The sequence below is a fragment of the Mycobacterium sp. genome, assembly GCF_032162105.1.
Taxonomy (GTDB): Bacteria; Actinomycetota; Actinomycetes; order Mycobacteriales; family Mycobacteriaceae; genus Mycobacterium.
Window position 1 is genome coordinate 1 of record NZ_JAVRPS010000233.1, and the last position, 14,419, is coordinate 14,419.

Sequence of the window (14,419 nt, forward strand, 5' to 3'; positions counted from 1 at the left end):
TTGTTCTTGGTGCGACGGCTCAGCACCTGCACGACGCGACGAATCTCGTTGTCGCGCCCGATGACTGGGTCCAGCTTGCCTTCACGCGCGGCTGCGGTCAGATCGGTGGAGTACTTCTCCAACGCCTGATAGGTGGCCTCGGGGTCCGCACTGGTGACGCGGGCGCTGCCGCGCACCTTGACGAACGCCTCGCGCAGCGCCTGCGGCGACGCGCCGTGGCCGGTGAGCAACTTGGCCACGTCGGAGCTGCCGGTGGCCAAGCCGACCAGCAGGTGCTCGGTGGAGACGTACTCGTCGTCCATCTCGGTCGCCAGTTGCTGGGCAGCGGTGATCGCTGCCAGCGACTCCCGGGAGAGCTGTGGCGTCGAGTTGGCGCCGCTGGCCATCGGCAGTCGGTCTACGAGGCCCTGGGCCTCGGTCCGGATGGTCGCGGGGTCGACTCCGACCGCTTCCAGCAGCGGCGCGGCGATGCCGTCGTTCTGGGTCAGCAGCGCCATCAGTAGGTGTGCGGGACGGATCTCGGGGTTACCGGCGGCGGTGGCCGCCTGCAACGCCGAGGTCAGCGCCGCCTGGGTCTTCGTGGTCGGGTTGAACGAGTCCACGAACTCCTCCATTCGTCAGGGTGGCCAGCAAGAATGGCCAGGGAAATGCTTGTCGCCTACACCAACGCCGTCAAGGTTGAGTCTGTTCCGCTCAACTCTAGCCAATTTTCGAGAACGTAACCTCCACAGATGACATGTCATAGCCGATATGTCAGTATTGGAACGTGATCGAGAACAGCGAGACCGAATCCGTCCGCGTGCCGGCCGAGAAGAAGTCGCTCAAGAGTTCGGCACGACCCCTGCTGGGACTGTTGTGGGACGCAGGCATCCCAGTCGTCGGCTTCTACACGCTGCAGATTCTCGGAGCATCGGACTGGACCGCCTTGTTGGCGGCCACACTGTTCGCCGGCGGCAGGGTGTTCTGGGTTGCCCTGCGGTCCCGTCGAATCACCTGGTTCGCCGCGATGATGATGCTCGTGTTTGGCATGGGCCTCGCGCTGGCATTCGTCGTCGGTGACCCGCGACTCATGCTCGCGAAGAACTCTGTGGGAGCTTCACTGATCGGCGGCTTGTTCCTGGCAAGCTTGGCCACCAAACGCCCGCTGACGCTCATCGCGTTCCAAACATGGCGTCCCCGCGACGCGGACGCACTGGCTCGGGCCTACCACGACGACGTGGCCGTTCGACGGGTGTTCCGGCGAGCCGCCTGGGTGTGGGGGGTCGGAATGCTCCTTGAAGCAGCGCTGCGCCTCCCGCTGATCTACATGGTGCCGCTCAGCGTTTCGGTCGGAGTCTCCGCTGCGTTCAGCGTCATGGTGATCGGGAGTCTCGCGACATGGACGGCGGTCACGACGGCGCGACTACCACGGTGGGACGTGGATGCTGCACGGCCCGACGCGTCGCAACTCACCAGTACTTCCATCCCGTGACGGTCAGTCGCGACAACCACAACAAGCGTCACCCTCGTCGACCAGACTGCGGAGATGCGCTTCAACCCGCCGCCGAACTGGCCACCCGCACCGCCCGGCTGGACTCCCCCGCCGGATTGGCGGCCTGACCCGTCCTGGCCGCCCTTGCCGCCCGGTTGGCCGCTGTGGGTGCCCGACGCTCCGCGCCGCAAGACCGGACTCATCATCGGTGCGCTCGCGCTGACACTGCTCATCGTCGTCGGGGTGGTCATCGCCGTCGTGGCCACGTCGAACAACTCGGCGGACATCACGGTGACTCGCCCGACGACCCCGTCGGCGGACAAACCCAAGCCCAGCGACGAGGACCAGCTGCGCGACGTCGTCGACCAGTTCGAGCAGTCGTGGAACGACAAGGACTTCGACGCGTTGTCCGAGCTCTTCTGCGAGGACGTGCGCAACGACCTCGAGTTCAGCCGGAGTGCCCTGCGTGAGTTGCGTGATGGTGCAGGGCGTTTGACGCTGACGGTGACCGCGTTCGACGTCAACGGCGACGCGGCGACGGCCACCATCACGAATCTCGGCGAGGACCCCGACGAGATCGACTTCGCCCGCGAGGACAGCGACTGGAAGTGGTGCGAATTCTGATTGCGTCCTCAGTCCGCGAAGTCCCAGAACTGAAGCCACTTGACCGACGCGAACAACGCAAGCGTGAGGCCGTATCCCACGATCACCACCGCCGCGCCGATCGCACTGATCCGCAAGCCCGCTCCATCAACCGGGTCAAGCCAATTGCGGAATGGCCGCGTCGCGCTGGGCATCAGCCACCACTGCAACGCCGAGACGCTGACGATCTGGCTGGCCCACAACACCAGCCACGGTTCGGCGCCTGCGTGATCCAGCACCGGCCCGAAGAAGCGGGACAACACCATCACCGTGGGATAGAGAACGAGCAGCACCAACATCGCCGACTTCCAGTTCGGTGTCATCAGCGTGCGGCCGTCCTGGACGCGCACGGTGGTGGCGAACGGTGTCGTCCTCGACATCGACGAGAAGCCCTTGGTCAGGCTGGACCTCAGCCCCGGCAGCGCCGTGTCGCGCGCGGAGGACCGCAACCATGCCGACAGGTGGGCGGTCGTCCTGAACCGGAGGATCGTCAGCCATTCGCCGCCGGAGTCGGCAGGTAGCAGGACGGTCCCTTCGTAGCCGGGAAACGGTGAGCTGGCGGCGACCAGTCGGGACTGGACGGCCCGGAAGTCGGATTCCTTGCCGACGGCCACGCTGTGCCGGAATACGGTGACTCCTGCCGGTGCATCGGTGCCCTCGGACAGAACCAGATCGGTTGTTCTGCACCAGAATCCGAGACCTTGACCTGCTTCGAGCAGCGACCGGCGACCCGCGCTGTCGAGCCAATCGTGCAGCGCGGCCTCGGAGGAGAAGGTGACCGCCAAGGCCCAGTCGAGGCCCGGTTCGTCGTGCACCGACACGCTGGTGGACACGGCGCCTGCGGCGGCTCGGGCCGACGCCCGCAGTTCGGACAGCCAGGTATCGAAGCCCGTTGCGTTCTGCACCGGATGGAAGATCGTGACGGCGGTTGTCGGGGCCATGACCGCCGCCTAGTCCGCCGCCAACTTGCGGCCCCGCACGTACACCTCGGCGATGGACGATTCTCGGATGCCCATCAGCAAGGCGAACAGGCTCTGCTCTCGCGCCAGGTCGGGGTCATCGGCGCGGACCGCGTTGGCGAGCGTGGCGTGCAGTGCGGGCGTTCCGGATGGATCGACGACGACGAAGTCGGCTTCCTTGCCGACGTCGAAGTTGCCGAAGCGGCTCTCCATGTCGAGCGCCCTCGCGCCGGCCAGGGTGCCGACGAACAGCATCTCGGCGGGGTGCATGGACACGCCGTCGTCGCCCGGCTCGGTGATGTGCACCTTGAACGCGTCGCCGAGCACCCGGGGGATCAGCCACTCGTCGCCGCCGCCGAAATCGGTTCCCGCCGCGATGTTCACACCCGATGCCACCGTCCGCTTCCACGGCATCGTGCCCGAACCGAGGAACAGCTGGGAGATCGGGCAGTGCGAGATGGACGTGCCGGTCTCGGCCATCCGGGCCAGCTCGACGTCCTGGCAGTGCACGCCGTGGGCCAGGATGGTGCGCCTGCCGAGCAGGCTCTTGCCGCCGACCTGCGAGCCGGGCAGGAACTTGCCGTCGTAGGTGTCGAGGTAGGAGTTCACCTGGTAGGCCTGCTTGGTGGAGTCGACCTCGCCGGTGCCGGGGCGGTCGTTCTCGTTGAGGTGGCTGTGCACGTAGACACCGCGACTCTTGACCGAATCATAGAGTTCGCCAAGGTTTTTCAGCGTCTCGGGGGTGACCGACAACGAGAACCGCGGCACGATCGCCACGTGCAGCAGGGCCGTGTCGGGGTCGCCGGTGTCGGCGCCGTGCCACTTGTCGATCTCCTCGCGGACGAGCCGGATCGCATCCTCCTCCGAGGTGAGCAACGGCTGTGCGGTCGCACCACCCACGGTCTGAATCCCTCGTCCGCTGACCACCCGCAGTCCACGTCGCTGCGTCTCGGCGAACAACGCGTCCTGGGCGTGCGGGAACGCCGAACCGAAGACCATGGCGGCGGTGGTGCCCGCGGCGACGCGGCGGCGGCAGAACTCCTCGGCGGCCTGCTGAGCGAATTCGGGATCGGCGAATCGGGATTCGGACGGGAAGATGCACAGGTTGAGCCACTCGAGCAGCTGGCCGCCACCATAGGAGTCGCCGGCATAGGTCTGCGGGAAGTGGATGTGGGTATCGACGAATCCGGGCAACAGGAAACCCGGCCGGTGGTCGACGACGGTCGCCGTCTCCGCGTCCGCCGGGAGCGACTCCCGCTCACCGCAGTACGTGATCACGCCCGCGTCGTCGATCACCAGTGCCCCGTCCGGAATCGAGACCAGTGCGGCGGCCGCTTCGGTGACCAACGGGTCGCCTGCGATGTGATAGATGTGCCCCAGGTGGATCTGACTGGCCATCGAGTACTCCTCTTGGTGCGGGCTTGACGATCATTCATTCACGAGAAGGCGCCCGGCGGGGCGTCGTCGCGCATCCGTGGTGGCCGGGTCTCCCGGGCGTTGGCCGGGCACCAGTCAGATCGACTGCAGAACAGGATCATTCAGATCATAGGTGAATAACTGACTCCAGCGTCACAACATTTCGGGCAATCAGCGGCGACGAACGGTTCCGGTGACTACAGTCGGGCTGCCGACGCGCGCTCGCCGTGCCGGATACGACGCACCCAAGAAGGACCGGCGACGTGGACATCAACACCATCACCGACGTGATTCGGAACCCCGCCGACCCTCCCGGCGCACACTGGCGACCCGGTGACGCGTGGCTCGCGGGCGGGACGTGGCTGTTCTCCGACCAGCAGCCCGACCTGCGTCGCCTCATCGACCTGATGCCGCTCGGTTGGAACGCCCTAACCACCGGTGACGACGGCATCGACATCGGGGCGATGTGCACCATCCACGACCTGTACGAGTTCGCGGCGACGTCCGCGTGGCGGGCTGCGCCGCTGTTGCGGACAAGTTGCGAGGCCTTCCTGGCGTCGTTCAAGGTGTGGAACTCCGCCACGGTCGGCGGCAACATCTGCATGTCGCTGCCCGCGGGCCCGATGATCACGATGACGGTGGCACTCGAGTCCACCTACACGCTACTGGCCTCGGACGGATCCGAACGCACGCTCGACGCAGCCGATTTCGTCACCGGGAACCACGCGAACGCGTTGTACCCGGGCGAGGTGCTACGAAGCATCCACGTTCCGGCCGACGCCCTGCGCAAGCGGTACACACACCGACGCTTCACCCTGACGCACATGGGCCGGTCGACCATCTTCATGATCGCTACCCAGACGCCAGGCACCACCGACCTGCTGCTGACCATCACCGCGGGCACCACGCACCCCGTCCGGTTGGCCTTCGACACCGCGCCTGCCGCGGCCACGGTGCAGGACGCCGTCGACGCGATCGGCGACGACGTCTGGTTCGACGACCCCAACGGCACTCCGGACCACCGCCGCCATCTGGCGAAGTACTACGCCGAAGAGATCAGGGCCGAGCTGGCCGAGGAGGTCCTGGCATGAGTTATACCGTGAACGGCGACACGTTCGACGCCGAGCCCGACCCAGGACAGTGTCTCCGCACGTTCGTACGGTCGCTTGGGGTTCACGGCGTCAAGAAGGGTTGCGACGCAGGCGATTGCGGCGCCTGCACGGTGTGGCTGGACGGCGACCCGGTGCACAGCTGCATCACCCCGGCGTTCCGCGCAGAAGGCCGTGAGGTCACCACCATCGAAGGGCTCGGCACACCGGATGACCTGCATCCGATGCAGAGGCAGTTCCGCGAGGCCCCGGGATTTCAGTGTGGCTTCTGCACTGCGGGCATGATCATGACCTCGGCGACGTTCACCGACGAGCAGAAGCAAGACCTGCCGCGGGCACTGAAGGGAAACCTCTGCCGCTGCACGGGTTACCGCGCCATCGAGGACGCCGTCAACGGCGTCGCCGCGATCGAAGAGGCACTGCCCGGTCAGGCCGTCGGCACCAGCGTCGGTGCCCCTGCGGCCACCGGCGTCGTGACGGGCACCGTCGAGTTCACCATGGACACCGAGATGGAGGGCATGCTGCATCTGAAGGTGCTGCACTCGCCGCACGCGCACGCCCGCGTCGTGTCGATCGACAAGTCGGCCGCGCTGGCCGTGCCCGGCGTGCACCGGGTGTACACGTGGGAGGACGTCCCGCGGAAGCGCTACAGCACCGCGATCCACACCGATCACCTCGTCGACCCCGACGACACCTACATGCTCGACAACGTCGTTCGCTTCGCGGGGCAGCGGGTGGTTGCCGTGCTCGCCGACTCGGTCCGCGCCGCCGAGGAGGGTTGCAGCAAGGTCGTCGTGGAGTACCAAGTGCTGCCCGCGGTCTTCGACCCCGAGGAGGCGATGGCCGACGGCGCACCCCAACTGCACCGCTACGACGACCCGTTCGCCCATGACAAGGCCCACAACATCCTGCTCGAACTGCACGGCGAAATCGGTGATGCCGAAACCGGATTCGCGCAAGCCGATGTGATCCACGAGGGCACGTACTTCTCGCCGCGGGTACAGCACGCACACCTCGAGACGCACGGGTCGATCGCCTGGATGGAGGGCGGCCGGCTCAACGTGCGGACCAGCTCGCAGTCACCGTCGATCGCCAAGATCAAGCTGTCCCATCTGTTCGACCTGCGGCCCGATCAACTGCGGGTGTTCTGCATGCGGGTCGGCGGCGGATTCGGCGGCAAGCAGGAGCTGATCTCCGAGGACCTGCCCGCGCTGGCCACGCTCGACACCGGGCGCCCGGTGTGCTGGGAGTACACCCGCGAAGAGGAGTTCACCACCGCCTCGCCACGGCATCCGATGAAGTGCACGGTCAAGCTCGGGGCCAAGGCCGACGGAACGCTGACGGCGTTCGGATTCCGCAATGTGTCCAACACCGGCGCCTACGGCAATCACGGCGGAGAGACGCTGTTCGCCGCTGGCGCCGCGATCGCCCTCTACCGTTGTCCCAACAAGAAATTCGACGCCTGGTCGGTCTATACGAACACCGTGCCGAGCGGCGCGCTGCGCGGCTACGGGATGACGCAGCCCGCGTTCGCGGTGGAGTCCGCCATCCACGAGCTGGCGGTCAAACTCGACATGGACCCCGCGGAACTGCGGCGGCGCAACGTGATTCAGCCCGGTGACGGCATACTGGCGATCGCCGACCATCCCGACGACGTGACGTTCACCGAGGACGGCATCACGCAATGCATCGATCTGGTCGACGAGGCATTGCGGCTCGACGACAGCGGGCAGGACCTCGGCGACGACTGGCTGGTCGGCGCAGGCATCGCGTCCTCGATGCACGAAACCGCGCCACCCACCGACCACATCTCCGATGCGTGGGCCACGCTGCGCAATGACGGCATCTACGAGATCGCGGTCGGCACCGTCGAGTTCGGCGAAGGCACGTCGACCGCGCACGTGCAGATCGCGGCCACCCAGCTCGGCACCACACCGTCGCGGATACACCTCGTGCAGTCCGACACCGACCGTACCGGCTTCGACACCGGGGCGTTCGCCAGCGCCGGACTCTTCGTGGCCGGCAATGCGGTACTGAAGGCGTCCACCGCTCTGCGCGACCGCATTCTCGGCTTCGCCGCCGCGCACGCTGGGGTCGGCATCGACGCGTGCGCGATGGACGACGACGGAGTGGTGTGCGGAGACACCCGACTCTCGTTGACCGAACTCCTCGCGGCAGCAGCCAAGCGCGGCATCCGGTTCACCGAAGCCCGCAAGGCGTACGGGTCGCCGCGCAGCGTGACGTCCAACACGCACGGCTTCCGCATCGCCGTGCACCGGGTCACCGGCGAGATCCGGATCCTCTACAGCGTGCAGGCCGCCGACCCGGGGGTGGTGATCAACCCCGCCCAGGTGCGCGGTCAGATCGAGGGCGGCGTCGCCATGGGCATCGGCTTCGCATTGACCGAGAACTTTCACGTCGACGGCAAGGGCGTCATGGTCAACCCGAACCTTCGCAATTACCGGATCCCCACCTACGCCGACATTCCCAGGACGGAGGTGCTGTTGGTGAAGTCGACCGACTCGGTCGGACCGATGAAGTCCAAGGGCATGGCGGAGTGCTGCATCAACCCGGTGGCACCGGCGCTGGCCAATGCTCTCGAGGACGCCACCGGGGTGCGGTATCGCGACCTGCCCCTCACTCCCGAACGCATCTACAGCCGCCTGGGCTCCGACCGATTGCTCACGGCCACATGAACGAGTTGACGGAGACCGGCGGCGCAGCCACCGTCATCATCGGCGAACGAGTCCATCCCGGCTGCGAGCAGGAATTCATTGCCTGGCAGCACGAATTGAACGAGGCCGCCTCGCGTTACCCCGGATTCATCGGCGCCGAGGTCACCCCGCCGACTGCCGTGCAGCGGGACTGGGGGGTGATCTACCGCTTCGATTCCATCGCCAATGTCCAGGCCTGGATGAACAGCGCCACCCGTCAGGAAGGGCTCGCCGCAGGCCGGAAGTTCGTCGACGGTCCGCCCACCCAACAGGTCATCGGCGGTGCGGCAAAGCCTGCCGATCAGCTCGTCACCGTCGTCGTGACCCACCGCGTCAGTCCGGATGACGTCGATGACTTCCTGGCCTGGCAGGATCGACTTCGGCTGGCGGAGACCAACTTCGACGGTTTCCGCGGCGGCGAGCTGTTCCGCCCCATCGAGGGCGTGCAAGACGAGTGGACCGCGATGTACCGCTACGCCACCGCTGAAGATCTCGACACGTGGCTCCTCTCCGAGGAACGCAAGGAGCTCCTGGCCGAAGGCAAGAAGTTCTCAGACTTTCAGTTGCGCACCGTCGACAACTCGTTCGGAAGCTGGTTCGCCTTCGACGAGCACGGAGTCGAAGCGCCGCCGCCCTCGGACATCAGGACGTCGATCGCGGTGTGGGTGGGCCTGTACCCGACCGTGGTGTTCCTCTCTCTGGCGTTGTCACCGCTGAAGATGCCGCTCTGGCTCGGCCTGCTCATCGGAAACCTGCTGTCCAGCTTCGCCATGACCTTCCTGACGATGCCGTACTACGTGAATCCCCTGCTGAAGCGCTGGCTGCGCCCACCGCCGAATATGCCCAAGGCACAGACGAACTGGCGAGGCATCGGCATCGCGGCCGGCGCACTGCTGTTCTGGACCGTGGTCTTCTACCTGGTGACCAGGGTGTTCTGGCACCTGCCCTAGCGCCCGCCGAGCGGGACGGCGGACGGCACCCCGGGAATCATCGGCAGCGTCCCCACCAGCTTCGGTTCGAGGGTCGTCGCGTCCGGCCCGGACCGCCCCAGGGTGTACTTGCGGACCTCCTGACCGGCCGGCGTCAACCCCGCCACCAGCAGGTCGGCACCGTAGGTGGTGCTCGTCGTTGCCACCGTCACACCGGGTTTCGCGCCAGCGAACGGAGCGAACGACGCGATCTGGTTGTACTTGACGTTCTCCTCGTGATGGTTCGGGCTTTCCAGGTAGATGCTGGGCTGTCCGTCGAGCAGCGACCCGGTCGACCACACCCGCACGGTGCCCTCCCCGCCGAGCTGGCTGGTGACTATGGTCTTGGCACCGCCCTCCGCGCCAGCGACCCACCCCGTCGACAACGCGACCCCATCCTTGTAGTCCTCGTCGTACGCCAGGAACTCCGACGTGAGCTTCGGATCGGTGGGCTTGGTCACGTGCTGCGGCACCGTGCCGTTGGCCTGCGCCCGCGCCGTTGGCGTGTAGAGGTCCCATCGGAAGGACTTGATCAGCGGCGGATCGCCAGGTCCGGGTGCCGTCACCAGGGTCTCCCGGCCCGATCCAGCTTCGACCATGCCCGTGGCCAGCGTGACCCCGGATTGAGACCCCTGGTTGGGCGTGAAGGTCGAGAAGACCTCCGGTGCCTTGCCCTGCTCACTGGGCAGCGTCGAGGAGAACACCTTCACCTGTGACTCCATGCCTGGACCGGAGCCGACGATGATGTTGTCGGCCAGCGCATTTCCGTCGATGTCGGCGCCCGCAACGGACACCCCGCCCTTGAAGTCCGAGTCGAATGGGGCGAATCGGGTGAGCTCGGTCTTGAAGACCCCGTCCTTGGTGTTGTTGCCGTCGTATGCGACAACCTCAGGCGATGCACCCTTTCCGGTGCCGACGACGAGGTCGAGAATCATGTCCCCATTGACGTCCGCCATCGCCACCGACGGTGTGCCCTCGAAGTCGGGGAACGGGTACACGGTCTGCAACACCTTGTCGCCGTTGGCATCTCGGACCTGAACCGATGCCGGTTTACCGTGCCCGCCGGGAACTGCCACGGCATAGGTCGATACCTCGGGAATCACGCTGATGGTGGCCATCAGCCCGTTGTCCTCGTGGTTCAGGCGGTGGCAGTGGATCACGTAGGTACCGGCGTACTCCAGGAACTCCTGGCGCAGGGTCAGCGTGGCAGGCGTGCTCACGACGTGCATGTCGTTGAATATCGGTGCTGGAACGTTGACGTTGTCGAGTCCCCACGGTTCCACCCCCGTCTTGCCCCGGTTGGGGTCGTCGATCTCCATCACTTGAAAGTCGTTGACGTGGATGTGCATTGGATGCGCATCGTTGTTGAAGTTCGTGATCTTCCACTCCTCCACGGAGTTGAGTCGCGGCTGGATCAACGGGACGTTCGGGTAGCCGGCGGATTCGAACATGTAGATGACGGCCTTGGGGTCGTTGTGACTGGCCTTGTTCCCGCCGATCGTGTCGGTGATCGTCATCGCCCGCGTGACGTCGGGTGTCATCACCGACGTATCCACGAACGACGTGTACGCGTCGAGGTTTTGGCCCGGCTCGAAGGCGGTGGTCTGCCCCGGTCCGCTGGTGTCCGGCGTCGCGTGAATCAGCGTCTGGGTGGGGAACACGAAGAAACCGTCGGCGAAGCTCATGTATTTCGGATCCACGGTGAGCGTGCCGAGTACCGCGGGGGTGTTCTTGGAGCCGTTGTTCGTGTACACCACGCCGGGAAGCACGAGCGGCTTGGCCTCCGGGTTCGGCGGGAACTCCAGGACCAGATCACCTTCCTTGGGCATCGTCACCGCGATTGCATACCGCGAGCCGGGCGGGACGCTCAGCGTCGTGCCGTCCCCGTAGACCGGCCGTTGGACCTGTGTGTAGGGGTTGCCGTCCTGCCCCACGATGGTGAACTTCGGATGGTTCCCGGTGGCGGTCTCGGTCAGCCGGACTGTCATGTAACCGATGTCGCTGATGTTGGCCACTGCCCAGATCTCCGTCTGGCCCGGCTTGATCTTCAGCTCCGGCTGGAACTGGCCGTTGACGGTGAACTGCACGTCGCGCTCATTCTCCGGCAGTGCGTCATTCTCGGGGATCTTTACCGTCGGGCTGTCGAAGCTCATCAGGTTCGGCGGGATGAATTGGGTCTGGCCGCGGTTGTTGTGTGGCGACAGCGGTCCGGCCCACCAGGGGGTGAGGTATTGGGCGCCCATGCTGGTCTCGGCGATGTTCACCGGCGCCAGACTCGGCTGATAGGTCCCGTCCGCCAGTTGTGAACCCTCGGGCGGTTTGAGTGTGCTGACGAACTGTGGCCAGCTGTAGTTGTTGAGCTGGTGCCCCTTGCCCTTGCGGTCGAAGACGTAGTTGTACTGAAATGCCATGTCGCGCACGGGAATCTTGTTCTGCGTGACCACCGGCAGATTGCCGTCGGGGCGTCCGATCTCCAGCAGCCCGGCCAGGCCGGCGTAGGTCTGCTGGGTCGTCATCGTGTGCCGGTGACTGTGGTACCAGTACAGCCCGTTGGGCATGTTCTTCGGCACGTCGTAGACGTAGGTGTTGCCCATCCCTGCGGGGATGCTCAACAACACGTTGTCGGCATTTCCCGACGGGCTGACGTGCAAGCCGTGGGTGTGCAGATTGAGCGGCGCCTCTGTCAGCGTCGGCGGGTAGATCGGGACTTCGCCATTCGTCGGGGTGAACGCTGGGTCATAGAAGTCCTTTATCGTCAGGTTCTGCAAATCGTTGTCGTAGTGCACGATCAGTTTCTCGCCGGGGTCGACGCGCAGCGTGGGGGCTGGATAGAGGTTGTCACCCTTGGTCGAGCCGTCCGAGGCCGTTCCCTTGATCAGGTCGAAGCCGAACACCAGGAAGTTGGTCACCGGCTCCTTGACGGTGTCCAGGTTGACGGTGCCCTGGTGTGCCGACAGCCGGACCTCGAGCACGCCGTCCTTGCTGGACAACCGGACCGGCTCGCGGAACGGCGCCGGTTTGCCATCCGGTCCGGCATTCACGCCCGGCGGCGGACTGGCCGCCTCCTTCGGTTGCGACGTGCAACTCGTCAGCATCGCGGCCATCGCCACGGTGGTCACGAGCGCCAGAATCGATTTCACTGAACGAAGCGGCATGACGCCCCTCAAGGCTACGGCCAGCACCAGACGCTGGGCCCTGAGGAACCCTACACAGCAAACTCTGCCGAATTAGCGTTTCCGAAAATTATCGATCCTGCGTGCAGCCACCTGGCTACAGCTTGGTCTCCTGCGCCGACAGCGCCATCCAAACGCCGTCCTGCAGCACGGTGTTGACCCCGTGGATCACGGCGGTGTCACCAGCGACGTCGACGAACTGTTCGGAGGCATTGAACGAGAACGGCAACGGTTCCATGGCCGCGATCTCCTGCCCGCGGTCGAACATCTGCCCGTCCGCGTTCACATGGCGGAAGGTGGGGCTCAGGATCGCTTCGATGGTCGGCCGGTCGCCGGACATGATGGCCGTCTCATTCGACTCCTCGGCCGGTTGGGGCTCGGAGCATAGGCACGGACATGTCAATTTCATGGCGGGTTTGCCGAGGAACGACGCCGGCCTTGCTAGGTTGACGGCAGTGTTCGCCGAACTGATCCCGCTGGCCCTGGTGGTCGCCCTGTCGCCACTGTCGATCATCCCGGCGGTGCTGGTTCTGCATGCGCCGAGACCGAGGCCGACAGGGTTGGCGTTCCTCATCGGCTGGATCCTCGGACTTGCCGCGTTGACACAGATCTTCATCGAGGTGTCGAACCTGTTCGGCGGCGGACTGGACAAACCTCCGAGCTGGGCGTCGTACGTTCGCATCGTGGCGGGCGCCGCGCTGATCGCGTTCGGGATCTACAAGTGGGTGACGCGCAAGCGCTCGGAGCACTCGCCGAAGTGGATGAACAGCTTCGCCAAGATCACCCCTGGCCGGGCCTTCATCACCGCGATCATCCTCGTCGTCGTCAACCCCAAGGTGCTGTTCATGTGCGCCGCAGCGGGTTTGGCGATCGGCACCGAAGGTTTGGGCCGGAAGGGCGCAGCGCTGGGCCTGGTGTATTACGTGGCGATCGCCGCTTCCACGGTCGCGCTCCCCATCGTGGCCTACGCGGTGTCCGGCGACCGCCTCCATCAGCCGCTGGTCAGGCTCAAGGACTGGATGGAACGCCAGCACGCCACCCTCATCGCCGCCATCCTGGTCGTTCTCGGTCTATTGGTGCTGTACAAGGGAATTCACGGGCTGTAGAGATGCTGCCCCGTGACCGGGGCACTCTCGGCCAATTGTTGCCACAGGGCGCTGCTGCGGTCGACGGCCTTCTTCTCCGGCGCCGGTGGGACGACGGCGATTGTGGTGCTGACCTGCTGGGCGATCGCCGGCGCGGTGTTGATCATCATCGCCGGGGTTCCGCCGGGGCTCGAGGTCGACCGCGTAACTACACTCGGGCGGCGTGGGACTCGACGATCGCGACGCGCTGACGACGCTGCGTGACGCGGTGGACCCGGAGCGCGATTCGGACGACCTGATTCACCGGTTCTACACTCGCTGGTTCGCCACCGACATCTCCGCCCGCGATCTCTTCCCCCCCGACATGGCCCAACAGCGCGCGGTCTTCGGCCGCGCGTTGACGTGGCTGTTCGGCGAGCTGATCGAGCAGCGTGCGGAGGAGCCCGTCGCGTTCCTGGCGCAGCTGGGCCGTGATCACCGTAAGTACGGTGTCACCCAACGTCATTACGACATCATGCACGACGCGCTGCTGCGCACCCTGCAGGACCATCTGATCGAGCGGTGGGACGACCGGCTGGCCTCGGCGGCCCGCGACGCGGTAGCACTGCTCGTCGGCGTCATGCGCGGCGCCGCCGATGCGGAGAAGGGCCCGCCCTACCGCGACGCAGAGGTCGTCGAACACATCCGCGCCACCCGCGACGTGTCGATCGTGCGGCTCCAGCTCGACCGCCCGCTGTACTACCACCCCGGCCAGTACGTCACCGTCGAGATTCCCCAGTGGCCACGACGGTGGCGCCATCTCAGCCCGTCGATACCCGCCGACCGCGACGGCGCCATCGAGTTTCACATCCGATCGGTCAGGGGCGGCATGGTCAGCACCGC

13 protein-coding genes are annotated in these 14,419 nt (G+C 65.8%); 7 read left to right on the forward strand and 6 right to left on the reverse strand.

The features are described 5' to 3' along the window. Positions 1 to 602: Clp protease N-terminal domain-containing protein (locus QOC69_RS11630; RefSeq protein ID WP_526439514.1), on the reverse strand; the 602-nt coding region annotated here is incomplete at its 3' end. A 164-nt stretch (positions 603 to 766) separates the two neighbouring features. On the opposite strand from QOC69_RS11630, the gene QOC69_RS11635 reads away from it, so the two are divergent. Continuing rightward, positions 767 to 1,471: a VC0807 family protein gene (locus QOC69_RS11635; RefSeq protein ID WP_526439516.1), complete on the forward strand. Its 705-nt coding sequence runs from the start codon at positions 767 to 769 to the stop codon at positions 1,469 to 1,471. Between the two features lie 54 nt (positions 1,472 to 1,525). Continuing rightward, complete coding sequence (locus QOC69_RS11640) at positions 1,526 to 2,095, forward strand: Rv0361 family membrane protein (protein ID WP_526439519.1); 570 nt, start codon at positions 1,526 to 1,528, stop codon at positions 2,093 to 2,095. An 8-nt stretch (positions 2,096 to 2,103) separates the two neighbouring features. Here the strand turns inward: QOC69_RS11640 and QOC69_RS11645 are convergent, their stop codons facing one another. Together QOC69_RS11645 and QOC69_RS11650 are read right to left on the reverse strand one after the other, a co-directional pair. Continuing rightward, a complete protein-coding gene (locus tag QOC69_RS11645; RefSeq protein ID WP_526439521.1) occupies positions 2,104 to 3,054 on the reverse strand; it encodes an antibiotic biosynthesis monooxygenase in 951 nt (316 codons plus the stop codon). A gap of 9 nt (positions 3,055 to 3,063) precedes the next feature. After that, the gene (locus tag QOC69_RS11650; RefSeq protein ID WP_526439523.1) at positions 3,064 to 4,470 is read right to left on the reverse strand and encodes a guanine deaminase; all 1,407 of its coding nucleotides are present in this window, start codon (positions 4,468 to 4,470) and stop codon (positions 3,064 to 3,066) included. Positions 4,471 to 4,751: 281 nt separating this feature from the next. Here QOC69_RS11650 and QOC69_RS11655 point away from each other — a divergent pair, with 281 nt between their 5' ends. The 3 genes from QOC69_RS11655 to QOC69_RS11665 are packed head-to-tail and all read left to right on the forward strand — an operon-like array spanning position 4,752 to position 9,261. Then, positions 4,752 to 5,579, forward strand: coding sequence for an FAD binding domain-containing protein (locus QOC69_RS11655; RefSeq protein WP_526439525.1), 828 nt, complete (start codon positions 4,752 to 4,754; stop codon positions 5,577 to 5,579). Beyond that, positions 5,576 to 8,293, forward strand: a complete 2,718-nt coding sequence (locus tag QOC69_RS11660) for a molybdopterin-dependent oxidoreductase (protein ID WP_526439527.1) — start codon at positions 5,576 to 5,578, stop codon at positions 8,291 to 8,293. The genes QOC69_RS11655 and QOC69_RS11660 overlap by 4 nt, the downstream gene beginning before the upstream one ends. Next, on the forward strand, positions 8,290 to 9,261 hold the full coding sequence (locus tag QOC69_RS11665) for an antibiotic biosynthesis monooxygenase (protein WP_526439529.1): 972 nt from the start codon (positions 8,290 to 8,292) through the stop codon (positions 9,259 to 9,261). The genes QOC69_RS11660 and QOC69_RS11665 overlap by 4 nt, the downstream gene beginning before the upstream one ends. Here the strand turns inward: QOC69_RS11665 and QOC69_RS11670 are convergent. Both QOC69_RS11670 and QOC69_RS11675 read right to left on the reverse strand, forming a co-directional pair. Beyond that, a complete protein-coding gene (locus QOC69_RS11670; protein WP_526439531.1) occupies positions 9,258 to 12,434 on the reverse strand; it encodes a multicopper oxidase family protein in 3,177 nt (1,058 codons plus the stop codon). The genes QOC69_RS11665 and QOC69_RS11670 overlap by 4 nt on opposite strands. Positions 12,435 to 12,549: 115 nt before the next feature. Then, entirely contained in the window at positions 12,550 to 12,966 is a 417-nt protein-coding gene (locus QOC69_RS11675) for a DUF4440 domain-containing protein (protein WP_526439533.1), read from the reverse strand. Here QOC69_RS11675 and QOC69_RS11680 point away from each other — a divergent pair. Then, entirely contained in the window at positions 12,860 to 13,558 is a 699-nt protein-coding gene (locus tag QOC69_RS11680; RefSeq protein WP_526439535.1) for a GAP family protein, read from the forward strand. The two genes, QOC69_RS11675 and QOC69_RS11680, sit on opposite strands and share 107 nt — an antisense overlap. Here the strand turns inward: QOC69_RS11680 and QOC69_RS11685 are convergent. After that, on the reverse strand, positions 13,546 to 13,707 hold the full coding sequence (locus QOC69_RS11685; protein ID WP_526439537.1) for a hypothetical protein: 162 nt from the start codon (positions 13,705 to 13,707) through the stop codon (positions 13,546 to 13,548). The genes QOC69_RS11680 and QOC69_RS11685 overlap by 13 nt on opposite strands. A gap of 53 nt (positions 13,708 to 13,760) precedes the next feature. On the opposite strand from QOC69_RS11685, the gene QOC69_RS11690 reads away from it, so the two are divergent. Further along, the coding region (locus QOC69_RS11690) for a globin domain-containing protein (RefSeq protein ID WP_526439539.1) at positions 13,761 to 14,419 on the forward strand (659 nt) is incomplete at its 3' end.

Excerpts from the sequence above, each read along its gene's own strand:
- QOC69_RS11640 (WP_526439519.1), top strand. The coding sequence starts at position 1,526 with ATGCGCTTCAACCCGCCGCCGAACTGGCCACCCGCACCGCCCGGCTGG.
- QOC69_RS11645 (WP_526439521.1), bottom strand. The coding sequence starts at position 3,054 with ATGGCCCCGACAACCGCCGTCACGATCTTCCATCCGGTGCAGAACGCA.
- QOC69_RS11650 (WP_526439523.1), bottom strand. The coding sequence starts at position 4,470 with ATGGCCAGTCAGATCCACCTGGGGCACATCTATCACATCGCAGGCGAC.
- QOC69_RS11660 (WP_526439527.1), top strand. The coding sequence starts at position 5,576 with ATGAGTTATACCGTGAACGGCGACACGTTCGACGCCGAGCCCGACCCA.
- QOC69_RS11665 (WP_526439529.1), top strand. The coding sequence starts at position 8,290 with ATGAACGAGTTGACGGAGACCGGCGGCGCAGCCACCGTCATCATCGGC.
- QOC69_RS11670 (WP_526439531.1), bottom strand. The coding sequence starts at position 12,434 with ATGCCGCTTCGTTCAGTGAAATCGATTCTGGCGCTCGTGACCACCGTG.
- QOC69_RS11680 (WP_526439535.1), top strand. The coding sequence starts at position 12,860 with ATGGCGGGTTTGCCGAGGAACGACGCCGGCCTTGCTAGGTTGACGGCA.
- QOC69_RS11675 (WP_526439533.1), bottom strand. The coding sequence starts at position 12,966 with ATGATCGACAGTGGCGACAGGGCGACCACCAGGGCCAGCGGGATCAGT.
- QOC69_RS11685 (WP_526439537.1), bottom strand. The coding sequence starts at position 13,707 with ATGATGATCAACACCGCGCCGGCGATCGCCCAGCAGGTCAGCACCACA.